This window comes from Streptomyces fulvoviolaceus, from assembly GCF_000718165.1.
In the GTDB taxonomy this organism is placed as follows: domain Bacteria; phylum Actinomycetota; class Actinomycetes; order Streptomycetales; family Streptomycetaceae; genus Streptomyces; species Streptomyces fulvoviolaceus.
This window is the reverse complement of the sequence record NZ_JOEY01000036.1, coordinates 1-22,743: the sequence shown is the minus strand read 5'-3', so window position 1 is coordinate 22,743 and position 22,743 is coordinate 1. Positions and strand designations below refer to the sequence as shown.

At 68.8% G+C, this 22,743-nt stretch carries 21 protein-coding genes and 5 tRNA genes; 12 read left to right on the top strand and 14 right to left on the bottom strand.

Annotated features, from left to right (window positions below):
• The gene (leuC, locus tag IG08_RS0134045; protein WP_030611556.1) at positions 1-1,425 is read right to left on the bottom strand and encodes a 3-isopropylmalate dehydratase large subunit; all 1,425 of its coding nucleotides are present in this window, start codon (positions 1,423-1,425) and stop codon (positions 1-3) included.
• Between the two features lie 189 nt (positions 1,426-1,614).
• Here leuC and ndgR point away from each other — a divergent pair, with 189 nt between their 5' ends.
• Positions 1,615-2,331: an IclR family transcriptional regulator NdgR gene (ndgR, locus tag IG08_RS0134040; RefSeq protein ID WP_007384919.1), complete on the top strand. Its 717-nt coding sequence runs from the start codon at positions 1,615-1,617 to the stop codon at positions 2,329-2,331.
• Between the two features lie 69 nt (positions 2,332-2,400).
• Here the strand turns inward: ndgR and IG08_RS0134035 are convergent, their stop codons facing one another.
• Positions 2,401-2,919: a DUF4188 domain-containing protein gene (locus tag IG08_RS0134035; protein ID WP_030611553.1), complete on the bottom strand. Its 519-nt coding sequence runs from the start codon at positions 2,917-2,919 to the stop codon at positions 2,401-2,403.
• Positions 2,920-3,000: 81 nt separating this feature from the next.
• Between IG08_RS0134035 and IG08_RS0134030 the strand changes: the two genes are divergently transcribed.
• Positions 3,001-3,645 carry a MerR family transcriptional regulator gene (locus IG08_RS0134030; RefSeq protein ID WP_030611551.1) on the top strand — a complete coding sequence of 215 codons (645 nt, stop codon included), beginning with the start codon at positions 3,001-3,003 and terminating at the stop codon, positions 3,643-3,645.
• A 53-nt stretch (positions 3,646-3,698) separates the two neighbouring features.
• On the opposite strand, the gene IG08_RS0134025 is transcribed toward IG08_RS0134030, so the two are convergent.
• The 9 genes from IG08_RS0134025 to IG08_RS0133985 all read right to left on the bottom strand — a co-directional run bounded on the left by IG08_RS0134025 (position 3,699) and on the right by IG08_RS0133985 (position 8,146).
• Positions 3,699-3,771 (bottom strand) — tRNA-Glu (locus tag IG08_RS0134025).
• Positions 3,772-3,799: 28 nt separating this feature from the next.
• Positions 3,800-3,871, bottom strand: a tRNA-Gln gene (locus tag IG08_RS0134020).
• Positions 3,872-3,891: 20 nt separating this feature from the next.
• A tRNA-Glu gene (locus IG08_RS0134015) sits at positions 3,892-3,964 on the bottom strand.
• 62 nt (positions 3,965-4,026) lie between these two features.
• Positions 4,027-4,099: transfer RNA gene (locus IG08_RS0134010), tRNA-Glu, on the bottom strand.
• Positions 4,100-4,144: 45 nt separating this feature from the next.
• Positions 4,145-4,216 (bottom strand) — tRNA-Gln (locus tag IG08_RS0134005).
• Between the two features lie 91 nt (positions 4,217-4,307).
• Positions 4,308-5,039 (bottom strand): HAD family hydrolase, encoded by a 732-nt coding sequence (locus tag IG08_RS0134000; RefSeq protein ID WP_030611549.1) that lies wholly within the window; start codon positions 5,037-5,039, stop codon positions 4,308-4,310.
• A gap of 50 nt (positions 5,040-5,089) precedes the next feature.
• Complete coding sequence (locus IG08_RS0133995; protein WP_030611547.1) at positions 5,090-5,764, bottom strand: DUF4241 domain-containing protein; 675 nt, start codon at positions 5,762-5,764, stop codon at positions 5,090-5,092.
• A gap of 128 nt (positions 5,765-5,892) precedes the next feature.
• Positions 5,893-7,368 (bottom strand): glutamate--tRNA ligase, encoded by a 1,476-nt coding sequence (gltX, locus tag IG08_RS0133990; protein WP_420823305.1) that lies wholly within the window; start codon positions 7,366-7,368, stop codon positions 5,893-5,895.
• Positions 7,361-8,146 carry a fumarylacetoacetate hydrolase family protein gene (locus IG08_RS0133985; protein ID WP_030611543.1) on the bottom strand — a complete coding sequence of 262 codons (786 nt, stop codon included), beginning with the start codon at positions 8,144-8,146 and terminating at the stop codon, positions 7,361-7,363. Before IG08_RS0133985 ends, gltX begins: the two co-directional genes overlap by 8 nt.
• Positions 8,147-8,399: 253 nt before the next feature.
• Here IG08_RS0133985 and IG08_RS0133980 point away from each other — a divergent pair, with 253 nt between their 5' ends.
• Both IG08_RS0133980 and IG08_RS0133975 read left to right on the top strand, forming a co-directional pair.
• On the top strand, positions 8,400-8,840 hold the full coding sequence (locus tag IG08_RS0133980) for a peptidase inhibitor family I36 protein (RefSeq protein ID WP_030611541.1): 441 nt from the start codon (positions 8,400-8,402) through the stop codon (positions 8,838-8,840).
• Positions 8,841-9,121: 281 nt separating this feature from the next.
• Complete coding sequence (locus IG08_RS0133975; RefSeq protein ID WP_234343036.1) at positions 9,122-9,862, top strand: hypothetical protein; 741 nt, start codon at positions 9,122-9,124, stop codon at positions 9,860-9,862.
• 53 nt (positions 9,863-9,915) lie between these two features.
• Here the strand turns inward: IG08_RS0133975 and IG08_RS0133970 are convergent, their stop codons facing one another.
• Positions 9,916-10,101, bottom strand: a complete 186-nt coding sequence (locus tag IG08_RS0133970) for a hypothetical protein (protein WP_030611538.1) — start codon at positions 10,099-10,101, stop codon at positions 9,916-9,918.
• 603 nt (positions 10,102-10,704) lie between these two features.
• Here IG08_RS0133970 and IG08_RS0133965 point away from each other — a divergent pair.
• The 8 genes from IG08_RS0133965 to IG08_RS0133930 all read left to right on the top strand — a co-directional run bounded on the left by IG08_RS0133965 (position 10,705) and on the right by IG08_RS0133930 (position 21,456).
• On the top strand, positions 10,705-14,550 hold the full coding sequence (locus IG08_RS0133965) for a sensor histidine kinase (protein ID WP_030611536.1): 3,846 nt from the start codon (positions 10,705-10,707) through the stop codon (positions 14,548-14,550).
• A gap of 9 nt (positions 14,551-14,559) precedes the next feature.
• The gene (locus IG08_RS0133960) at positions 14,560-14,973 is read left to right on the top strand and encodes a roadblock/LC7 domain-containing protein (protein WP_030611534.1); all 414 of its coding nucleotides are present in this window, start codon (positions 14,560-14,562) and stop codon (positions 14,971-14,973) included.
• Positions 14,974-15,087: 114 nt separating this feature from the next.
• A complete protein-coding gene (locus IG08_RS0133955) occupies positions 15,088-15,483 on the top strand; it encodes a DUF742 domain-containing protein (protein WP_030611532.1) in 396 nt (131 codons plus the stop codon).
• Positions 15,464-16,039 carry a GTP-binding protein gene (locus IG08_RS0133950; RefSeq protein WP_030611530.1) on the top strand — a complete coding sequence of 192 codons (576 nt, stop codon included), beginning with the start codon at positions 15,464-15,466 and terminating at the stop codon, positions 16,037-16,039. The genes IG08_RS0133955 and IG08_RS0133950 overlap by 20 nt, the downstream gene beginning before the upstream one ends.
• A 405-nt stretch (positions 16,040-16,444) precedes the next feature.
• Positions 16,445-19,780 (top strand): sensor histidine kinase, encoded by a 3,336-nt coding sequence (locus IG08_RS0133945; RefSeq protein ID WP_030611528.1) that lies wholly within the window; start codon positions 16,445-16,447, stop codon positions 19,778-19,780.
• Between the two features lie 10 nt (positions 19,781-19,790).
• Positions 19,791-20,204: a roadblock/LC7 domain-containing protein gene (locus tag IG08_RS0133940; RefSeq protein WP_005479603.1), complete on the top strand. Its 414-nt coding sequence runs from the start codon at positions 19,791-19,793 to the stop codon at positions 20,202-20,204.
• A 96-nt stretch (positions 20,205-20,300) separates the two neighbouring features.
• Complete coding sequence (locus IG08_RS0133935; RefSeq protein ID WP_030611523.1) at positions 20,301-20,894, top strand: DUF742 domain-containing protein; 594 nt, start codon at positions 20,301-20,303, stop codon at positions 20,892-20,894.
• Positions 20,875-21,456 carry a GTP-binding protein gene (locus IG08_RS0133930; protein WP_026248371.1) on the top strand — a complete coding sequence of 194 codons (582 nt, stop codon included), beginning with the start codon at positions 20,875-20,877 and terminating at the stop codon, positions 21,454-21,456. The genes IG08_RS0133935 and IG08_RS0133930 overlap by 20 nt, the downstream gene beginning before the upstream one ends.
• A gap of 165 nt (positions 21,457-21,621) precedes the next feature.
• Here the strand turns inward: IG08_RS0133930 and IG08_RS0133925 are convergent, their stop codons facing one another.
• Positions 21,622-21,813, bottom strand: coding sequence for an acyl-CoA carboxylase subunit epsilon (locus IG08_RS0133925; protein ID WP_030611519.1), 192 nt, complete (start codon positions 21,811-21,813; stop codon positions 21,622-21,624).
• A gap of 35 nt (positions 21,814-21,848) precedes the next feature.
• Positions 21,849-22,743 (bottom strand): acyl-CoA carboxylase subunit beta (locus IG08_RS0133920; protein WP_030611516.1); only part of this gene is annotated, 895 nt, incomplete at its 5' end.

The following is a 22,743-nucleotide window of genomic DNA, read 5'->3' as shown; positions in this document are numbered from 1 at the left end:
TCAGACTCCAGCGGGCACAGGGGCGTCGGACAGGTCGGCGGGCGAGGCCAGGTGACCCAGCACGGCGGTCGCGGCGGCGACCTGCGGCGAGACCAGGTGCGTACGGCCGCCCTTGCCCTGCCTGCCCTCGAAGTTGCGGTTGGAGGTGGACGCGGAGCGCTCACCGGGGGCCAGCTGGTCCGGGTTCATGCCCAGACACATCGAGCAGCCCGCGTGCCGCCATTCGGCGCCGGCCTCCTTGAAGACGACGTCCAGGCCCTCGGAGACGGCCTGCAGACCGACCCGCGCGGAGCCCGGGACGACCAGCATCCGTACGCCGTCGGCGACTTTGCGGCCCTTCACGAGCTCGGCCGCCGCACGCAGGTCCTCGATACGGCCGTTGGTGCACGAACCTACGAAGACGGTGTCCACCTTGATGGACCGCAGCGACTGTCCGGCCTCCAACCCCATGTATTCCAGGGCCTTTTCGGCGGCGAGGCGCTCCGAAGCGTCTTCGTACGAAGCAGGGTCGGGGACGTCCGCCGAAAGCGGCGCGCCCTGGCCGGGGTTGGTGCCCCAGGTGACGAACGGCGACAGCTCGTCGGCCTTGATGACGACCTCGGTGTCGAACTCCGCGTCCGCGTCCGTCTGCAGCGTCTTCCAGTACGCGACGGCCGCGTCCCAGTCCTCGTCCTTGGGGGCGTGCGGACGGCCCTTGAGGTACTCGAAGGTGGTCTCGTCGGGGGCGATCATGCCCGCGCGGGCGCCGGCCTCGATCGACATGTTGCAGATGGTCATCCGGGCCTCCATCGAGAGCTTCTCGATGGCGGAGCCGCGGTACTCCAGGACGTAGCCCTGGCCGCCGCCGGTGCCGATCCGGGCGATGATCGCCAGGATCAGGTCCTTGGCGGTGACGCCCTCGGGCAGCTCGCCGTCCACGGTGATGGCCATGGTCTTGGGCCGGGCCATCGGCAGCGTCTGGGTGGCCAGCACATGCTCCACCTGGGAGGTGCCGATGCCGAAGGCCAGACCGCCGAAGGCGCCGTGCGTGGAGGTGTGGGAGTCGCCGCAGACGACCGTCATGCCCGGCTGGGTCAGACCCAGCTGCGGGCCCACGACGTGGACGACGCCCTGCTCGACGTCACCCAGCGAGTGCAGACGCACACCGAACTCGGCGGCGTTCTTGCGCAGCGTCTCCAGCTGGACGCGGGAGACCGGGTCCGCGATGGGCTTGTCGATGTCGAGGGTCGGGGTGTTGTGGTCCTCGGTGGCGATGGTCAGGTCGAGCCGGCGCACGGGACGCCCCGCCTGACGGAGGCCGTCGAAGGCCTGCGGGCTGGTCACCTCGTGCAGGAGGTGGAGATCGATGAAGAGAAGGTCGGGCTCGCCCTCGGCGCGCCGGACGACGTGGTCGTCCCAGACCTTCTCCGCGAGTGTCCTACCCATCGCTTTCCCTCCGGCCGGCAAAGGTGCGCCGGCCCAACTAGAGATCTTGTGGAGGCGACGCCCACGGCCCCTGTTCCCGGGCAGCCGCCGCCAGGCCCGTTGGTCTGCGGGCCGCTGTGTATCCAAGGGTTGCGCGTCTCACGAAAAAAGGAACTTGCGTTTCACAGAGTGAGACGCGAGTATCGTTTCATGGACAACAGTAGCGGCGTCGGCGTTCTGGACAAGGCAGCCCTTGTCCTGAGCGCCCTGGAGTCCGGTCCGGCCACCCTCGCAGGCTTGGTCGCTGCCACCGGACTCGCACGACCCACGGCCCACCGGCTGGCCGTGGCTTTGGAACACCACCGTATGGTGGCGCGCGACATGCAGGGCCGCTTCATTCTCGGCCCCCGCCTCGCCGAGCTGGCCGCGGCCGCCGGCGAGGACCGCCTCCTCGCCACGGCGGGCCCGGTGCTCACACACCTGCGGGACATCACGGGCGAGAGCGCGCAGCTCTACCGCCGCCAGGGCGACATGCGCATCTGCGTCGCCGCGGCCGAGCGCCTGTCCGGCCTTCGGGACACGGTCCCGGTCGGCTCGACGCTCACGATGAAGGCGGGCTCCTCGGCCCAGATCCTGATGGCCTGGGAGGAGCCGGAGCGCCTGCACCGCGGTCTCCAGGGCGCGCGCTTCACCGCCACAGCCCTCTCGGGCGTACGACGCCGCGGCTGGGCCCAGTCCATCGGCGAGCGCGAGCCGGGCGTCGCGTCCGTCTCCGCGCCCGTGCGCGGCCCCTCCAACCGCGTGGTGGCCGCCGTCTCGGTCTCCGGCCCCATCGAGCGCCTGACCCGCCACCCGGGCCGCATGCACGCCCAGGCAGTCATCGACGCCGCCGCCCGCCTCTCCGAGGCCCTGCGCCGCACCGGCTGACATTCGGACATGACGAGGGGGCCCGCCTCAACGCCGCGGCAGGCCCCCTCGTTCCCCCGATCCCCCCGGTCACCCGGCTTCTTCGACCGCGCCTGCCGACCGGTACCGGAACCGGTCCTGGGCACGACGCCCCCGCTTCTCGACGGGCAGCACCCCGTACGCGGCCGCGAGCCCGAAGGCCGGCATGTCGGCATAGATCGACTCGTACGACCCCTCGGGCACCACATAGGCCTCGTGCCACCGCCCGACGTGCTGACGAATCTTCCCCGCGCGCTCCTTGCGGTTGATGATCGCCCACGCCTTGTGGTGGGACATGTCGGGCGAGTGCGCGTAGGAGTAGAGCTTCTCCTTGGACTCCCAGTACTGGACGACGTAGTACGTCCGCGGTGAGGCCGTCAACATCACATGGCCGAGCAGGCCTCGGCTCTTGTCCTTCTGCAACTCCCGCAGCATCCGCGGCATCGCAATGAGCACCGGCCACCAGTGGTGCACGGCCCAGAAGTGGTTGATCCGCATGCCGATCAGCAGGACCACCACATCCCCCTCGGCCGCCGCGGTCGTAAGGCCCGGCACCGGCTTCGCGAACATGACGATCCCCCTCATCAGATAGCGCCACTATCCTTCTGGCGATGATTGGATAGTGGCACTTACCAAGGAGAGGCGCAAGAGATGCGGCTGGCGGAGCTGAGCGAGCGCAGTGGCGTGTCCGCAGCAACGATCAAGTACTACCTGCGCGAAGGGCTGTTGCCGCCGGGCCGCCAGATCAACACCACGACGGCCGAGTACGACGAGGAGCATCTGCGCCGGCTGCGGCTGGTGCGGGCGATGATCCAGGTGGGCCGGGTGCCGGTGGCGAAGGTGCGCGAGGTGCTCGGACACGTGGACGACGACTCCCTGGGCCGGTCGGTCCGCCTGGGCGCGGCGATGTGGGCGCTGCCTCAGGTGCCGGAGCCGGACGAGGACGACGAGTACGTCCAGGTCGCACAGCAGGAGATCACCACGCTCCTGGACCGGCTCGGCTGGGAGAACGCCAAGCAGCTCACGAGCATCTCCCCCGCGTACCGCTCGCTGGTGGTGGCGGTGGCCGCGTTCCGCCGGCTCGGCTACGGCTTCGGGGCCGAACTGCTCGCACCGTACGCCGAGTTGATGCACCGGACAGCCGTCCTCGACCTGGACAACATGGAGACACAGTCCTCGGAGGCGGAACGGATCGAGTGGGCGGTCCTGGGGGCGATCCTCAACGAGCCGGTGCTGCAGGCGCTGCACCGGCTGGCCCAGGAGGAGGAGACGACGCGGCGGTACGGCTTCGAGTAGCCGGCACCGGGCACGACGAAGGCCCTCCGCCGAAGCGAAGGGCCTTGTCTCTGTACCCCCGACCGGATTCGAACCGGCGCTACCGCCTTGAGAGGGCGGCGTGCTAGGCCGCTACACAACGGGGGCGAGGATCTTACGTTTCCGCAGATCCGAGCTGGTCTACCTGGACTCGAACCAAGAATGACGGTACCAGAAACCGTAGTGTTGCCAATTACACCATAGACCAAGGTGATTTAGAGCAAATCGTACCCCCGACCGGATTCGAACCGGCGCTACCGCCTTGAGAGGGCGGCGTGCTAGGCCGCTACACAACGGGGGCCCTAGCGATCCTGCATGAGAGGCGGCGGGTGCGACCCTGACCGCCTTCCTGGGAAGGATCTGTACCCCCGACCGGATTCGAACCGGCGCTACTGCCTTGAGAGGGCAGCGTGCTAGGCCGCTACACAACGGGGGCTTTGCGGATGCGCTCCGCGATTGCAGATTCTGGATGATCTGCGAGCTGGCCTACCTGGACTCGAACCAAGACTAACGGAACCAGAAACCGTCGTGCTGCCAATTACACCATAGGCCACTGGAACTCAAGCCCCTGTGGGGATCTCGTTCTAGCTTGCGCCTCCGGTTCCCGGCCTTTCGGCCCGCTCTCCGGCGGCGCAGGAAGAACATTACCCGAAGGTGGACGGGGCTCCAAAACGGGTATCCGCGCCGAGGAGCGCGGGGAGTTCGGCGAGGGAGACGATCCGGTGCGGGCCTGAGGGAGCGTCGCCGACGGTGTGTACGCCGTCGCGGTCGATCCAGACGGACAGCAGCCCGGCGTCGGCTGCGCCCCGCCCGTCGATCTCCGGATGGTCACCGACGTACGCCACCTGGTGAGGGGCCAGCTCCAGGGCGTCGCAGGCCGCGAGGAAGGCGCGGGCCTCGGGCTTGGAGACGCCCAGCTCGGCGGCGCACAGGATGACCTCGAAGCGGTCGTGCACGCCGAGGACGCGCAGCTTGCGGTCCTGGACCTGGATGCTGGAGTTGGACAGAACGGCGTGGCGGTGGCTGGCCGCGAGGGTGTCCAGGGCGGGCAGGACGTCGGGGAAGAGGGTCCAGGCGGTCTCGTAGTGCGAGATGTACCGCTCGAACCAGGCGTCGGCCTCGGCGTCGCTCAGCTCCTCGCCCAGGAACACCCGTACCCGGTCCCGGCGCTGTCCCTGGAAGGTGGTCTCCCCCGCCGAGAACCGCGCCCACTGCGCGTCGGTGATCTGCCGCCAGCGCACGATGGCCTGCTCGACGCTGTCGTACGTGTCCAACAGGCCCTCGGCCGCCAGCTGTCCGCGCATTCCGATGCGGTCCGCGGCGCTGTAGTCGAAGAGAGTGTCGTCGACGTCCCAGACCACGGCCCGAATGCTCATGATCCGACGGTAACCCGGAGTCCGGGGGCGCGTCTGCCCCTCGGCGGTTGTCACGCGGGGACGTCGGCCGGGTCCGGGGCGACGAAGAAGTCCGTGACGAAGCAGGTGACCTCGCCGGTCGTCGTGCGCCCGATCCAGGTGGGGTAGACGCCGTCGCCCCAGCCGGAGCCGAAGGCCGCCAGGGTGTGGCCGGTGGAAGGAGACGTGACGAGGTACGGGCCCGGGGCGTGGCCGTGTTCCGCGAAGGCGTCCCAGAGCGGCCCCTCGTCGGCCTCGCACTCGGGGAAGGAGCCGTCCACCGAGGCGTCGTAGAAGCCGCCGGTGCCGGCGTCGACGCCGTAGCCGTAGAACTCGTCCTCGCCGAGCTCGGAGAGGTCCTGGCCGGGCTGGACGGCGAGTTCCCAGGTGGCGGTGGGTTCGTCGCGTATGACGAGGCGGGCGGCGGCCACGCGGTGGTGGGGCTTGTCGGACGAGGGCTCGTCGGGGCGGGTGAGGGTGGCCATGGCAGCCTCGACGCGGTAGCGGCCGGGCTCGACGGTGACCGTGAAGGGTTCGATGTCTCCCGCGCCCAGGTAGACGAACGGGTCGCAGGCCACGACGCGGCCGGTGGGCAGCCCCAGATCGCCGCCGTCCGCGACGTGGATCACACCGGCCGTTCCGGACTCGTAGGTGAACGTGCTTCCGGGCGTGAACAGCCAGGTGTAGTCACGAGCGGACATCGGCATGAGCGGGCGCCTTCCGGGACGGTCTTCAGTGATCCGGAACAGTAGCCGCCGGCACTGACAACGCCCGTGCCCGGCAACGGAGAAGGGGCGGCAGCCTTCATGGCTGCCGCCCCTCACGCGCGTGTGCCTTACGCGGTCAGCTTCGCCAACGCCGCGTCGATGCGTGCCAGCGTCTTCTCCTTGCCCAGGATCTCCAGGGACTCGAAGAGGGGCAGGCCGACCGTGCGGCCGGTGACGGCCACACGGACCGGGGCCTGGGCCTTGCCGAGCTTGAGGCCGTGGGCCTCGCCGGCGACCAGGACGGCCTCCTTGAGGGACTCCGGGGACGTCCAGTCCGCGGACTCCAGCTTCTCGCGGGCCGTGCGGAGGAGGGCGTCGCTGCCCTCCTTCATCGCCTTCGTCCAGCTCGGCTCGTCGAAGACCGGCTCCGGCAGGAACAGGAAGTCGACGTTGTCCGTGATCTCCGAGAGGACCTTGACGCGGGTCTGGGCGTGCGGGGCGACCGCCTGCCACTTGGCCTCGTCGAAGTCCTCCGGCGCCCAGGGGGCGAACGGGGCCTTCAGCCACGGGGCGCAGCGCTCCGTGAACTCCTTCACGGCCAGGAGGCGGATGTGGTCGCCGTTGATCGCCTCGCACTTCTTGAGGTCGAAGCGCGCAGGGTTGGGGTTCACGTCCGCGATCTCGAAGGCCGCGACCATCTCGTCGATGGTGAAGATGTCCTTGTCCGCGGAGAGCGACCAGCCCAGGAGGGAGAGGTAGTTGAGCAGGCCCTCCGGGAGGAAGCCGCGCTCGCGGTAGAGGTTGAGCGACGCCTGCGGGTCGCGCTTGGACAGCTTCTTGTTGCCCTCGCCCATGACGTACGGCAGGTGCCCGAACTCCGGGATCTGCTTGGCGATGCCCAGCTCGATCAGCGCCTTGTACAGGGCGACCTGGCGGGGGGTGGAGGAGAGCAGGTCCTCGCCGCGCAGGACGTGCGTGATCTCCATCAGCGCGTCGTCGACCGGGTTGACGAGGGTGTACAGCGGGGCGCCGTTCGCGCGGACGATGCCGTAGTCCGGCACGTTCTCCGGCGTGAACGTCAGCTCCCCGCGGACCAGGTCCGTGAAGGTGATCGTCTCGTCGGGCATGCGGAAGCGGACGATCGGGGTGCGGCCCTGGGCCTTGTACTCCTCGACCTGCGCGGCGGTCAGGTCGCGGCAGTGGCCGTCGTAGCCGGAGGGCTTGCCGGCGGCGCGGGCGGCCTCGCGGCGGGTGTCCAGCTCCTCCTGGGAGCAGTAGCAGTAGTACGCGTGACCGGCGTCCAGGAGCTTCTGCGCGACCTCCTTGTAGAGGTCCATGCGCTGCGACTGGCGGTACGGCGCGTGCGGGCCGCCGACCTCGGGGCCCTCGTCCCAGTCGAAGCCCAGCCAGCGCATCGAGTCGAGCAGCTGGTTGTACGACTCCTCGGAGTCGCGGGCCGCGTCGGTGTCCTCGATGCGGAAGACCAGAGTGCCCTGGTGGTGCCGGGCGAACGCCCAGTTGAACAGGGCGGTGCGGACCAGGCCCACGTGGGGGTTACCGGTGGGCGACGGGCAGAAACGTACGCGGACGGGTGCGCTAGCCACGCTTGACAACCTTGTTGGTGAGAGTGCCGATGCCTTCGATGGTGACGGCGACCTCGTCGCCGACGATGAGCGGCCCGACGCCTGCCGGGGTGCCCGTGAGGATCACGTCGCCGGGGAGCAGCGTCATGGCCTCGGTGATGTTCACGATCAGATCCTCGATCGAGTGGATCATCTCGCTGGTACGGCCGAGCTGGCGCTGTTCGCCGTTGACGGTGAGCTGGACGGTCAGATCGGACGCGGTCTCGACGTCCAGGTCCGTCTCCACCCAGGGGCCCAGCGGGCAGGACGTGTCGAAGCCCTTGGCCCGGGCCCACTGCTTCTCGCGCTTCTGGACGTCGCGGGCGGTGACGTCGTTCGCGCAGGTGTAGCCGAAGATGACGTCCTTGACGCGCTCGCGCGGGACCTCGCGGCACATCCGGCCGATGACGACGGCCAGTTCGGCCTCGTGGTGCAGGTCCTCGGAGAAGGACGGGTACTGGATGTCGTCGCCGGGGCCGATCACCGAGGTGGACGGCTTGAAGAAGGCGAACGGGGCGTCGGGCACCTCGTTGCCGAGTTCGCGCGCGTGCTCGGCGTAGTTGCGGCCGAAGGCCACGACCTTGTTGGGGAGCACCGGCGGCAGCAGCCTGACCTTGCTCAGCGGGACCTTGGTGCCGGAGAGCTCGAAGTCCGCGAACGGGATGCCCTTGATGATGTCGAGGACGAGCTCGTCCGGCCTGTCGCCCTCGACCGCGCCGAAGGCGACATTCCCGTCGATGGAGAATCTGGCGATGCGCACGGGATCCTGGCGCCCCTCACTGAGAACTGTGCGTGCGTTGGCCGACCGGTGTGTGCGACAGCCGACTCTGGACGCTCCAGGCTAACCGGTCCCGACTCTTGATCATCGGGCGGCGGGTCACGAGTCCGGGCTGCGCGCACCCATCACACCTCGGCCGTCCTACTGGCCAGAAATCGCTTGTCGTGAACCCTTCATGCTCTTTAGGGTGATCTTCGCGAATGCCACTCAGTGCATTCACAAACGAGGGGATTCCATGAAGTCGACGCGTAAGGCTCTTTCTCTGGCATTGGCAGTTCCCGCTGCGGCCGTAGCGGTCCTGGGTATGGCTCCGATGGCGCACGCGGAGGCAAGAGAGGGCTGTCCCACCTGGGAAAACGACTGCGCCCTCTTCTACTACAACAGCAGCATGGAGGGGTCGCACACTGCTTTCACGGCTGACGGTGTGTCCAACCTCGCGGGTTACACGTTCCTGTCCTCCGGGGCCGGCAAGGGCCAGGCCGTGAAGAACAACGCGGCGTCGTTCTGGAACGCGAGCCCCGACAGCATCGCCACGGTCTTCTTCAACAGCAACTACGGCGGCGCCTGCGACACGTTCGCCCCGATGGCCGCCACCGACAGGCTCGCCAAGACGTACAACGAGAACGCCTCTTTCGACTTCGACCGGAACGGCACGAACTGCTACAAGTGGAACTGACCCGCCACCTGTAGGGAAACAGCACACGACCCCGCGCAGAGCGATCAGCCCTGCGCGGGGATCCGCTGTTTTCAGGAAGCCCGAGTCGTACATTCCAAGAGACATCTGGACTCATGAGACGTTTGGCGATCCCTGTTCTGTCCCTCTCGCTCCTGGTCGGCTGCGCCTCGCACGAGCCATCGGCCCAGACCCCCTCCGCACCCTCCTCCGCAGCACCGGAAGCCAGCCCGAACCCCTCGTCACCTGGGAAGAACAGCTACACCTTCCGACTGCCCATCGCCGTGTACAGCTACAGCGACGCCGACTACGAGGTGATCCGATCGGCCGAGCAGATACTGACCCGTGACTGCATGAAGGACTTCGGCCTCACCTACCGACCCACGAAGAATCCGACCCCGACCGCCGCGCAGGATCGCCGGTACGGGATAACGGACATGGACGGCGCGGCTCGCTACGGATACCGGATGCCGCCGCAACAGGACACACCGGAGGCGAAGCTCACGAAGGACCAGATCAAGGTCCTCTACGGAAAGCGATCCCTCGGAGCGGACTCGACGAAGAACCTGAAGCTGGAATACCAAGGAAAGAAAATACCGGATGACGGCTGCCTCGGGTCAGCGATTCTCGGCTTCCGCAAGCCGTACGAAGACAAGGCTGGAGCCGAGGTGGCAAGCCGCATTTCGACGGCAAGCTACGAGAGTTCCCAGAAGGTCCCGGAGGTTCGGTCAGTCTTCGAAAAATGGTCCTCCTGCATGAAGCAGAAGAGATATGACTACGCCTCCCCGATGGACGCGCTGGAGACACCTTCCTTCCTTCAAGGAAAGGTGTCGGCCAACGAGAAGAAGACAGCGGTGGCCGACGTCTCATGCAAAGAGAGAACCGGTCTACTGGAAGTCTGGTTCGACGCCGAGTCCGCGATCCAGAAGGAAATGATCAAGACAGATGCCAAAGCGCTGAAGAAACTGGGCGAGCTTCACCGGAAGAAGCTGAGTGCGGCCAGGAAAATACTCGCCGACGCATGAAAAGAAGAAGGCTCCCCGGTGGCCGGGGAGCCTCGTCGACCACTCCGCGTCGACTACTCTGCGGCGGCGGGGACCGGGATCTCCATCAGGATCGTGCGCCTGGGGTTGGCCGTCTGGGCCGGGAGGTCGAGCGAGTGCTCCGGCAGCTCCTGGGTCTGCAGGTCCTCGGCGTCCTCGAGGTGCGCCAGAGTCGTGCGCCGCGGGTTGGCTATGTTGCGGAACATCATCGTCGTCTTCACCGTTGTACTCGACCTTGTCGTGTGTGGGCGTCAAGGCGGGTCAGAGGGGCCCGGCCCTGGCGCGAGTTGGCAGATGTCGCCCTTGTGTAAAGCGTCAGGCTAAACACGCCATTCCCCTGCGAAGTCACGAAGACCCCTTGATCCGCATGTGAGTTTGCTCACGAACCTATGGGCAAACCGGTCAATTCAGACCCTCAACTCACCCCAACGAAACGGACATTGCCCACCTGAAGCCATCATTCCGCTCCTGATCATGGCGACTGGGACACCCTCCACCCCTGAGGGACTCGCGGGCATATGTCCGCTATCAGGGAGATCACTTTCTACATTTGGTGACGCGCCACTCACGTGCTGTCACGTAGGTCACGGCATGACCCATGGGCCTTGTTGGAGATCCGGCACTGTGCTGGAATTCCACGGACCGCCGCAGGATCGAGCCGGCGCACAGGGGGCGCAGAGAAGCGCCGAGTGGCGGCGAGATAGGGGGAACCAGCGCCGGTCACTCACGACCATCGGGGGGCGTATTTCAGGGCGCCCCCTACGACGCCGACACCGTCCTTCCGTTCACGCGGAGGGGCGCCTGGTCCAGAGGTTGCGACGCTAGTGCAGGGACGTTTCAAGAGGGATGGCAGTGCTTCGGCAGAGCCGGAGCAGCACGGTGGGGCTGGCCCCATAAAAGGCAGCTCCTCGCCCCAGCACGCCCAGAACCCGGGCCCGTCCGGCGACGGCGGTGAGCGCTCCGGGCGCCCCGGCACGTCGGCGTCCTCGGGCTCTTCCGGCCCGGCGGCCCCGGCCACTCCGGCGGTCAAGCCGCCGAAGGGCTCGAGCGGCCCGGGTACACGAATAGCCCTGCGCAACTGGCGCATCTCCACGCGTCTGGTGTCGCTGCTCGCGCTCCCGGTGGTCGCGGCCACCTCGCTGGGTGCGCTGCGCATCAACGAGTCCATGGACGACATCCAGCAGCTCGACAACATGAAGCTGCTGACGGAGATGACCAAGCAGGCCACCGAACTGGCCGCCGCGCTCCAGGAGGAGCGCGACCAGTCCGCCGGCCCGCTGGCGCACAACTCCTCGGCGAGCAAGATCACGGTCGAGGGTTACCGGGACAAGACGGACCGGGCCACCACGAACTTCATCAACGCCGCCGAGGAGATCGACACCTCCAACAAGGACGGCAACCTCCAGGGCGTCCGGGACAGCCTCGTCAGCCTCGTCCGCGACCTGAGCGACATCGCCTCGATCCGCAACACCGCCTACGAGACCAAGGGCAACGCCACGCAGACGGTGGAGTCCTACCACCGTCTGATCACCCACCTGCTCGACCTCTCGCAGGACATGGCGGAGGCGACCAGCAACCCGGAGATGATCCAGCGCACGCGTGCCCTGGCGGCCTTCTCCTCCGCCAAGGAGTACGCGTCCGTCCAGCGCGCGGTCCTCGCGGCGGCACTGCCGGCCACCAACACCACGACCGGCGACCTCACCGAGAACGACCGGCTGTACGCCCAGGGAGCACTGGACGGCGAGGACTCCGAGCTCAACACCTTCCGGAGCATCTACGGCGACGACAACGCCGAGGAGCTCCTGTCGCCCATCGAGGACGGCAACTCGACCATCAACGCCACGGACCAGTACTCCGGCCGTGCTTTCGGCCGGGACGGCGGTCTGGCCGACCTGGACAAGCGTTCCTACAAGGACTGGGTCGACGACAGCTCGGTCAAGATCCAGCAGATGGGCAACATCGAGCACACGCTGCTCGAGGACATGGAGCAGAAGGCGCGCGAGCTGCGCAGCGAGTCGGAGCGCGAAGCGATCATCTCCGGTGCGCTGATCCTGCTCGTGCTCGGTGTCTCGCTGGTCGGCGCCTTCGTCGTCGCCCGGTCCATGATCCGCTCGCTGCGCCGGCTGCAGGAGACCGCGACCAAGGTCGCCCAGGACCGCCTGCCCGAGCTGGTCAAGCAGCTCTCCGAGTCCGACCCGCAGGACGTCGACACCTCCGTCGAGTCGGTCGGTGTGCACTCCCGGGACGAGATCGGCCGGGTGGCCGCGGCCTTCGACGACGTGCACCGCGAGGCGGTCCGCCTCGCCGCCGAGCAGGCCCTTCTCCGGGGCAACGTCAACGCGATGTTCACCAACCTCTCGCGCCGTTCCCAGGGTCTGATCCAGCGCCAGCTGTCGCTGATCTCCGAGCTCGAGTCCCGCGAGGCCGACCCGGACCAGCTGTCCTCCCTCTTCAAGCTCGACCACCTCGCGACGCGTATGCGCCGTAACGGTGAGAACCTCCTCGTCCTCGCGGGTGAGGAGCCCGGCCGTCGCTGGACCCGCCCGGTCCCGCTGGTCGACGTGCTCCGCGCCGCCGCGTCCGAGGTGGAGCAGTACGAGCGCATCGAGCTGGCCTCCGTGCCGACCACCGAGGTCGCCGGCCGCGTGGTCAACGACCTCGTGCACCTCCTCGCCGAGCTGCTCGAGAACGCCACCTCGTTCTCCTCACCGCAGACCAAGGTCAAGGTCACCGGTCACGCCCTGCCCGACGGCCGGGTGCTGATCGAGATCCACGACACCGGCATCGGCCTCTCCCCCGAGGACCTCGCCGCGATCAACGAGCGGCTCGCCTCGCCGCCCACCGTGGACGTGTCGGTCTCCCGCCGCATGGGTCTGTTCGTGGTCGGCCGGCTGTCACAGCGTCACGGCATCCGCATCCAGCTGCGTCCGTCCGACTCCGGCGGTACGACCGCGCTGGTCATGCTGCCCGTCGATGTCGCCCAGGGCGGCAAGAAGCCGCAGCCCAAGCCCGGCCAGGGCGCCGGCGGTCCCGTCGGCGCGGCGGCGGCCGCCGCCGGTGTGGCAGCGGCCCGGCGCGGCGGCCAGGGCGGCGGTGCCCTCGGCGCCGGAGCTCCCGCCGGTGCCGGTGCGGGCGGCGGTGCTCTCGGCGCCGGTACGCCTCCCGGTGGCCGGCTCGCCGCCGGTCAGGGACCGCGGGCCGCACTGCCCGGCAGTGGCGCGGGCGGACGTCCGGGTGCGCCGGGCGGCGCGCGTGGACCGCAGGGTCCGGGGGCTGCCCCGCAGGGCCGGCCCGCTCCGGCCGGTGCCGGCGCCGGTTTCGGCGGACAGGCGCCGGGTGCCCCGCAGGGTCTGCAGGCCGCCGGTACGGGTGCGTCGCAGAACGTGGACGCCTTCGGCGGCCGTGGTGCCGTACCCCCGCAGTCGCAGGCCCCGTCGCAGGCCCAGAACCCGGGGAACCCCGGCAACTCGGCTCCCGAGACGGGCCGTCGGCGTCGGCCGCAGCTGCCGGGTCGCGGTGGTGCGCGGGCCGAGCTGCCGGGCGGCGGCAACCCGCAGCCCCGCACGCCCAGCTGGAGCGACGAGAACGCGCAGCCGCCGGTGCCGCGGGCCTCGCTCGACACCCCGCGCGGCCACGACGAGCAGGACCAGACGTCCCGCATGCCGCGGATCGACGACCGCCAGGGCTTCGGTGCCACCGCGGAGATGCCGGCGGTTCCGCGCACCGACAACAGCCGCCAGGGTCCCGGTGCCACCTCCGAGTTCCCCCGTCCGGACTTCGACGCTCCGGCGCCCGGCAGCCCGCAGAACACCGGGCAGTTCGCCCGTCCGGGCCAGGACACGGGCCAGTTCCCGCCGCCGGCGTCGAACCCCTCGCAGAACACGGGTGGGTTCGTCCGCTCGGACGTCTTCGGTACTCCTCCCGGGCAGAACAACACCCCCCAGAACACGGGCCAGTTCGCCGCCCCGCAGGCGTACGACAGCAGCTCCACCGGTCAGTTCGCCACGCCGGGCTTCGACGGCAGCTCCACCGGCCAGCACTCGCTGCCGGGCCGTCAGAACCCCGCGGGCAACCCGTCCTCGACCGGCCAGTTCGAGCGTCCCCCGGTCAACGGCGGCGGACACGGCCCCGCCGACTTCGGCGTCCCGCGTCCGCCCGTACCGCCGCGTCCGCAGCAGCGGCCGCCCGCCCGCCAGGACCCGGAGGCGCTGCCGCCCGCGGGTCCCGGTGACGGACGTACGCCGCTGTACGACACGTTGGAGACGAACTGGTTCCACGGCCAGCAGGGGCAGCCGGGCAACGGCTCCGCTCCCGCTCCGGCCTCCCCGTCGCAGCCCCAGCAGGCTCCGGCGGCCCCCCAACGTCCCGCAGCCAATGCAGGATGGCGCAGCTCGCCGAACGACGACCTCGTTCGGCAGGCAGAGCGCGTCCGGCAGCCGGCCGCGGGCGGTGTCACCACCTCCGGCCTGCCGCGCCGGGTGCCCAGGGCGAACCTCGTCCCGGGTACGGCTCAGCAGCAACAGCACCAAAGTGGTCCGGCGGTCTCGCGTGCGCCTGATGACGTGCGCGGCCGACTGACCAATCTTCGTAGGGGTATCGCGCAGGGTCGGCAGGCCAGTGATGGCCAGACCGGCAGCCACCCGAGCCCCACTCACCAGCAGGAGCGTTAGTTGAGCCCGATGAGCCAGGCGGCACAGAACCTCAACTGGTTGATCACCAACTTCGTGGACAACACCCCAGGGGTGTCCCACACCGTCGTCGTGTCCGCCGACGGTCTTCTGCTGGCGATGTCGGAGGGTTTCCCCCGCGACCGTGCCGACCAGCTGGCGGCCGTCGCGTCCGGACTCACGTCGCTGACGGCCGGTGCATCCCGGATCTTCGAGGGCGGCTCCGTGGCGCAGACGGTCGTGGAGATGGAGCGAGGGTTCCTCTTCCTCATGTCCGTCTCGGACGGCTCGTCCCTCGCCGTCCTCGCACACCCCGACTGCGACATCGGCCTCGTCGGCTACGAGATGGCGCTGCTGGTCGACCGCGCGGGCGCAGTGCTCACGCCCGACCTGCGCGCCGAACTACAGGGAAGTCTTCTCCACTGACGGTCCCCGGCACCACCCGCCTCACCAAATCACCGTCCGGCCGACACAATCCCCCCACCGGCCATGCCAGACGGCACGACTGACCGAAGACATGCTGTCCCGCCCGGAGGATTCATGACCCCGCCCACCGCCTCTCATGATCCGTACGCGGAGCCGTACGAGGATGAGGGCGACCAGCCGCTGGTACGTCCTTACGCGATGACCGGCGGCCGGACCCGGCCGCGCTACCAGCTCGCCATCGAGGCCCTGATCAGCACCACGGCCGACCCGGCGGCGCTCATGGGGCTGCTCCCGGAGCACCAGCGCATCTGCCACCTGTGCCGTGAGGTGAAGTCGGTCGCCGAGGTCTCGGCGCTGCTGGCCATGCCCCTGGGTGTGGCCCGGATCCTCGTCGCGGACCTCGCGGAGGCCGGCCTTGTCGCCATTCACCAGCCGGGCGGCGACGAGAGCACCGGCGCTCCGGACGTGACACTGCTCGAAAGGGTGCTCAGTGGACTTCGCAAGCTCTGACGGAGGCCGGGCGACCACCTCCGCGAAGATCGTGGTGGCGGGTGGTTTCGGCGTGGGCAAGACCACGTTCGTGGGCGCCGTCTCCGAGATCAACCCGCTGCGCACCGAGGCCGTCATGACGTCCGCGAGCGCGGGCATCGACGACCTCACCCACACCGGAGGCAAGACGACCACCACGGTCGCCATGGACTTCGGACGCATCACGCTGGACCAGGACCTGATCCTGTACCTCTTCGGTACGCCGGGCCAGGACCGTTTCTGGTTCATGTGGGACGACCTGGTGCGCGGCGCCATCGGCGCGATCGTGCTGGTGGACACCCGCCGCCTCGCCGACTGCTTCCCCGCGGTCGACTACTTCGAGAACAGCGGCCTGCCGTTCGTCGTCGCGCTCAACGGCTTCGAGGGGCACCAGCCGTACGCTCCCGAGGAGGTGCGCGAGGCCCTGCAGATCGGGCCGGACGCGCCGATCATCACGACGGACGCCCGTCATCGGTCCGATGCCAAGGGTGCGCTGATCACGCTGGTCGAGCACGCGCTCATGGCCCGTCTGAGGTAACGCCCCAGGTCCGTGACATGCAGAACCCAAGTCAACAGCGCCATACGGCAGTTGTCGTAGATGCGCCGGAGCCGACTGTGTCCTTTGACACGGTCGGCCCCGGTGTTCATAACGTTTCGGCAGAGGAATCGGGTGGTACGGCCACGCGTCGCGGTCAGCCGGTGTCGCTGCGCGCACGAAGGCCCCGTCTTTTGACGGGGCTCGCTCTTTATGACCGTTTTATCTAGGGCTTACATCACTTCGAATCCACGCCTTCCACTGTTTGGAGGTGTGCAGGCCGACGTGCTGGAATGCCTGAACTGCCCAATAGTCAAAGACGTACTCATTGGTCGATGGCGAACCGGGCTCTGAGAGACTTGCGGCACAACGTAGAGGTGCCGACCCCGCCGGAAGGTTGTTGGTCGAGTGAGGCGAAGCAAGAACGGTCCCGAGCCGTCGGCCCGGGGCAACTTCACCCCGCCGCCGCGCGGAGCGGCGCCCGCCCCTGTGTCCGGGCCGGAGCCGACGGCCGCACCCGCCTCGAGCGGCGGCCGTTTCTCCCCGCGCAACTGGCGGGTGCCGACCCGGCTGAACGCGATCCTGCTCATACCCGTGATCGTCGGCCTCGTCATGGGCGGCTTCCAGGTGAAGAGCTCGATCGACACCTGGCAGGAGGCCGAGGACGCGGAGAACACCGCGCGTCTGGTGCGGGCCTCCCTGACCTACGCGGACGCCCTCTACAACGAGCGCGACATCACCGCGGCCCCGCTGCTGAGCGGCAACGGCCAGGACGACAAGACCGTCGTCGCCGCCCGCAAGAAGACGGACGAGGCCGCCGACACCTTCGACGAGGCCGCGCAGAACATGCCGCAGACGGCGGGCCTGCAGCGCCGCCTCAAGCTGTTCCGCGCCCAGGAGCCCAAGCTCCAGACGCTGCGGGCGGGTGCCTACACCTCGCCCAAGATGACCGGTGTGAAGACCGAAGAGGGTTACACCCTGGTCGCTCACCCGCTGACGGAGTTCGCCAACGAGCTCGGTCTGGGCACCGGAAACATCACCAGCTATGGCCGTACCGTCTACGCGATCGAGCTCACCAAGGCGGCCCTGTCGCTGCAGCGCTCCATCGGTATGCACCTGCTGGTCAAGCCCGGCCCGGGGCTGAGCAGCTTCGCCACCCAGAAGGTCGCCCTCTCCTCGTACGCGTACCTCGAGGGCATCGCCGTCGAGGAGTACGTCGGCGGTGGCACCGAGGCGGACGCGCAGAAGCTCGAGGACGCCAAGAAGCAGATCACCGCCGAGGGCGCGGCGATGGCCAAGGAGGCGGCCACGAAGGCCGCCGCCGCCGGCCAGACGTACGTCCCGCCGCCGTCCAACCCCACCGACATGGTGTCGGGCATCGTGCAGATGCAGTCCATGGACGACAGCGCCCGTGAGGCGCTCGCCAAGGACGGCATCACGGCCGAGAACTTCTGGGCGGTCAACACCCTCAAGTACAACGCCTACCGCCAGATCGAGACGGACCTGGCCGACACCGCGGTGAACGAGGCCGCGAGCATCGCCGACAGCGCCAAGCGCGACGCCTTCATCACCGGTGCCGCCGTCGTGGTCGCCCTGCTCCTCGCGTTCATCCTGGCCGGTGCCGTGGCCCGCCAGATGTCCCGCGCGATGCGCCAGCTGCGCAACGCCGCCTTCGGCATCGCCGAGCAGCGTCTGCCGATGCTGGTCGACCAGCTCTCGCGCACCGACCCGGGCCGCGTGGACACCCGTGTCCAGCCCATCCCGATCACCACCAAGGACGAGATCGGCGAAGTCGCCCGCGCCTTCGACCAGGTCCACCGCGAGGCGGTCCGGCTCGCCTCCGAGCAGGCCCTGCTCCGTGGCAACATCAACGCGATCTTCACCAACCTCTCGCGCCGCAACCAGTCCCTGATCGAGGGCCAGCTGACCCTCATCACCGACCTGGAGAACAACGAGGCCGACCCGGACCAGCTGGAGAACCTCTTCCGCCTGGATCACCTCGCGACCCGTATGCGCCGCAACGGCGAGAACCTCCTCGTCCTCGCCGGCGAGGAGCCCGGCCGCCGCTGGGACCAGCCGGTCCCGATGGTCGACGTGCTGCGCGCCGCCTCCTCCGAGGTGGAGCAGTACGAGCGCATCGAGCTCTCGGGCGTCCCGGAGGCCGAGATCCACGGCCGCGCGGTCACCGACCTCGTGCACCTGCTCGCCGAGCTCCTGGAGAACGCCACGACGTTCTCCTCGCCGCAGACCAAGGTCCGCGTCACCGCGACCCGTCTCCCCGACGGCCGCATCATGATCGAGATCCACGACAAGGGCATCGGCCTCACCGCCGAGGACTTCGCGGACATCAACCACAAGCTGGCCAACCCGCCGACCGTGGACGCCGCGATCTCGCAGCGCATGGGCCTGTTCGTGGTCGGCCGGCTGTCCGACCGGCACGGCATCCGCGTCCAGCTGCGCCCCTCGGGCGAGCAGGCCGGCACCACCTCGCTGGTCATGCTGCCCGACGCGATCACCCACGGTGGTGGCGGCGAGCAGCAGCCGTCCCAGGACGAGTTCACCGTCTCGCAGATCATCCCGGAGCAGCAGCACTTCCAGGGTGGCGAGAACTTCAACGGCGGCCAGCCGATGCGTACGGCGGCGGAGCTCGGCTTCGACGACAGCCGCTACTCGGAGGTCCCGGACGACATCCGCGAGCTGGACCCCGTAGGCCGCTCCCTGATGCGCGAGGAGCGCCGGGCGGCCCTGGAGGCCCAGTCGCCGGACGGGCCGCCCGCTCTGCAGGGCCCGGAGTCGCAGTCGTACGCCGACGGGTTCGACGCCCGGCCCGGCTACGACAACGCGCAGGGTGGCTTCCAGGAGCAGCAGCCCGCCGCGTACGAGCAGCAGCGCCGGCCCTCCTACGACGAGCCGCAGCAGGCTCCGTACGAGGAGCCCCAGCAGCCGTCGTACGAGGAGCAGTACTACGCGCCGAACGGCGGACTGCCGCGGAACGACACCTTCTCCTCCAACAGTGGTTACCCGGAGCCCGCGTATGCGGAGCCGGTCCAGGAGGAGCCCGCGCCCGCCCACGCCGCCGCCCCGGAGACCTTCTCGCCCTTCGAGGAGCAGCGCTACCAGGACGACTGGCCGCAGCAGGACAGCTACCAGGGCGGGTACCAGGACCAGTACGCTCCGCAAGCGGAATCCGCGCAGGCCGCTGACGTGGGCGAGCGGGACCGCGTAGGCTTCGAGCGTCCGGGACCGGCCCGCTCCGCCGTCCACGACCTCACCGACGCCGGACTTCCGCGCCGCGGATCCACCCCGAGCGGCACGAACGGCTCCGGCGGCGCACGGCACGTGAACCAGGAGCCGCCGGCCCCCGCACCGGAGAGCAACGGCAGCACCGGCGACATCTTCGGCGGCAACGGAAACGCCAACGGTGGCAACACCAACGGCAGCACCGGCACCGTCGACTGGCGCTCGGCCAACGACGACCGCTGGCAGCAGGCCGCGCAGCTCAAGAAGCCCAAGGCGGGCGGGGTGACCTCCTCCGGCCTGCCGCGGCGGGTGCCCAAGGCCAACCTGGTCGAGGGAGCCGCCGAGACGACCCCCCAGGGCGGCCCACAGGTCTCCCGCGCTCCCGAGGACATCCGGGGCAGGCTGAGCAACCTGCGTCGTGGCGTCGAGCGAGGACGCAACGCAGGCAGTGAAACGAACGGTCAGGGCTTCGGCTCTGACAGCACCTACAACCAGGAGCGTTAGTGTGAGCCCGATGAGCCAGGCGGCACAGAACCTGAACTGGTTGATCACCAACTTCGTGGACAACACCCCCGGGGTGTCGCACACGGTGGTGGTCTCCGCCGATGGACTCCTTCTGGCGATGTCCGAAGGCTTTCCGCGCGACCGTGCCGACCAGCTTGCGGCCGTCGCCTCCGGTCTGACGTCCCTCACCGCGGGTGCCTCGCGCATCTTCGAGGGCGGCAGCGTGAACCAGACGGTTGTGGAGATGGAGCGGGGATTCCTCTTCATCATGTCCGTGTCCGACGGTTCCTCGCTCGCTGTTCTCGCCCACCCGGAGGCGGACATCGGCCTCATTGGGTACGAGATGGCCCTTCTGGTGGACCGTGCCGGCACGGTCCTGACGCCCGATCTGCGAGCGGAGCTCCAGGGGAGCCTTCTCAACTAGCAGACAGTCGGTGCGTTTTGGCGTCCCGAGGCCATAAGGTTTCGGGACGCGGCTCCACAGTGATGGGTGCCCGGCACGGTCGGAGGAGGAGAGAAAGTGGCAACACCCCCAGGCGGTTCATCGTCGGGTAATTGGTCGTACGGCCCTGGCCAGGGTCAGAACGACGGTTCCCAGAACCCGAACCGTTACAACTTCCCCTCCGCACCGAGCCAGCGGCGTCAGCAGCCGTACGCGCCCCAGGGCCCCCAGGGTCCCGGGCCGTCGCCGTACGACCAGCCGCCGGCCCCGCGCATCCAGCCCGTGCAGCCGCAGCGCCGCTCCCCCGAGCCGTCGCCCGCAGGGGCGGCGAACAACCCCCTGGTGCGCCCGTACGCCATGACGGGCGGCCGCACCAGGCCGCGGTACCAGCTCGCCATCGAGGCACTGGTGCACACCACCGCGCAGCCGCACCAGATGCAGGGCCAGTTGCCCGAGCATCAGCGGATCTGCAACCTCTGCCGGGAGATCAAGTCGGTCGCCGAAATCTCGGCTCTGCTGACCATCCCTCTCGGCGTGGCCAGGATCCTCGTCGCCGACTTGGCGGAGGCGGGCCTGGTCGCCATCCATCAGCCCGGCGGCGACGAGAACGCCGGCGGCCAGCCAGACGTGACACTGCTCGAAAGGGTGCTCAGTGGACTTCGCAAGCTCTAGCGGCGGTCCTTCCCGCTCCACCACCTCAGCGAAGATCGTGGTGGCGGGTGGCTTCGGCGTGGGCAAGACCACGTTCGTCGGGGCCGTCTCGGAGATCAACCCGCTGCGTACCGAGGCCGTCATGACGTCAGCTTCGGCCGGCATCGACGACCTCACCCACACCGGGGACAAGACGACCACGACGGTCGCCATGGACTTCGGGCGCATCACCCTGGACCAGGACCTGATCCTGTACCTCTTCGGTACGCCGGGCCAGGACCGCTTCTGGTTCATGTGGGACGACCTGGTGCGCGGCGCCATCGGCGCGATCGTCCTCGTTGACACAAGGCGCCTTGCCGACTGCTTCCCCGCGGTCGACTATTTCGAGAACTCGGGCCTTCCGTTTGTGATCGCCCTGAACGGCTTTGACGGCAACCAGCCGTACAACCCGGACGAGGTTCGGGAAGCGCTGCAGATCGGGCCGGACACTCCGATCATCACGACGGACGCCCGCCACCGCGCGGACGCCAAGTCGGCGCTCATCACGCTCGTTGAGCACGCTTTGATGGCTCGTTTGCGGTAGTTGTTCGTACGGCCACTGGGCTGCCTCTGACGGTCGTGAGCCGTCTGCGGGCAGCCCGTGGCCGTTCGCGCCCACGCGGCGGAGCCGCAAATCGATACAGCCCCGCGCCCCTAAAAGCAAGAAGGGCCCCTCTCTTGGAGAGGGGCCCTTCTTGTTGTGCAGTGCTCAGTGCCAGCTGTGCGGGGCGCGGAAGCCGCCCTCGCGCTCCAGGCGGCGCCAGCCGGCCTTCGGGTGGCCTCGGTGGGTCTGGACGTCCGACGGGGCGGCCGCCGCGCGGGCCAGGAGGATGGCCGTGATGGCGGCGACTTCCTCGGGCTCGGCGTGGCCCTTCTCGACGCGAATGTCAGCGGTGTTCATGGGTGTCAGTCTCCGTGAGAGAGGTTTCCGCGGGGTTACTGCGGGGGGTTGCCGTGCTTGCGGCTGGGCAGGTCGGCGTGCTTGGTGTGCAGCATCGCCAGGGACTTGATCAGGACCTCGCGGGTTTCCGCCGGGTCGATGACGTCGTCCACCAGGCCGCGCTCGGCCGCGTAATAGGGGTGCATGAGCTCGGACTTGTACTCCTTGACCATGCGGGCCCGCATGGCCTCGGGGTCCTCGGCCTCGGCGATCTGACGCCGGAAGATGACGTTGGCGGCACCTTCCGCGCCCATCACGGCGATCTCGTTCGTCGGCCAGGCATACGTGAGGTCCGCGCCGATGGACTGGCTGTCCATGACGATGTACGCGCCTCCGTACGCCTTGCGCAGGATCAGGGAGATCCGCGGCACGGTCGCGTTGCAGTAGGCGTACAGCAGCTTCGCGCCGTGACGGATGATCCCGCCGTGCTCCTGGTCGACGCCCGGCAGGAAGCCGGGGACATCCAGGAAAGTGACGATCGGGATGTTAAAAGCGTCACACATCTGGACGAAACGTGCAGCTTTTTCGCTGGCCTCGATGTCCAGTACGCCCGCCAGGCTCTGCGGCTGGTTGGCGACGATGCCGACGACCTGGCCGTCGAGGCGGGCCAGCGCACAGATGATGTTGCGGGCCCAGCGCTCGTGGACCTCGAGGTAGTCGCCGTCGTCGACGATCTCCTCGATGACCTTGGTCATGTCGTACGGCCGGTTGCCGTCGGCCGGCACCAGGTCGAGCAGGACGTCGCTGCGGCGGTCCGTCTCGTCGGTGGGCTCCACCCGCGGAGGGTTCTCCCGGTTGTTCTGCGGGAGCATCGACAGGAGGTAGCGGACCTCGGCGAGGCAGGTCTCCTCGTCGTCGTAGGCGAAGTGGCAGACACCGGAGGTCTCGGCG